A 263-nucleotide genomic window follows, 5' to 3' on the forward strand; every position below is an offset into this window, starting at 1 on the left:
CCTCTCCATTTTTATATTCAGAGCGATGAAAATTCGTTTCTTAAAGTTGTCAAAGTTCCTAAAGCCAAAGGCATTGCGCTTGATGAGTTTAATAAGATTATTCGTTGCTTCCAATTTTGCGTTGGAGTAGGGTAACTGAAGGGCGTTGACGATTTTCTCTTTGTCCTTTAGAAAGGTTTTAAAGACAGTCTGAAAAAGATGATGAACCTGCTTTAGATTGTCCTCAATGAGTCCGAAAAATTTCTCGGGCTCTTTATTCTGAA

At 37.3% G+C, this 263-nt stretch carries 1 protein-coding gene; it reads right to left on the reverse strand.

Annotated features, from left to right (window positions below; translation table 11 throughout):
• On the reverse strand, positions 1-263 hold a 263-nt coding region (locus tag ADH81_RS00765; protein WP_049525802.1), incomplete at both ends, for an ISL3 family transposase.

Source organism: Streptococcus pseudopneumoniae (assembly GCF_001072925.1).
GTDB classification, from domain to species: Bacteria; Bacillota; Bacilli; order Lactobacillales; family Streptococcaceae; genus Streptococcus; species Streptococcus pseudopneumoniae_Q.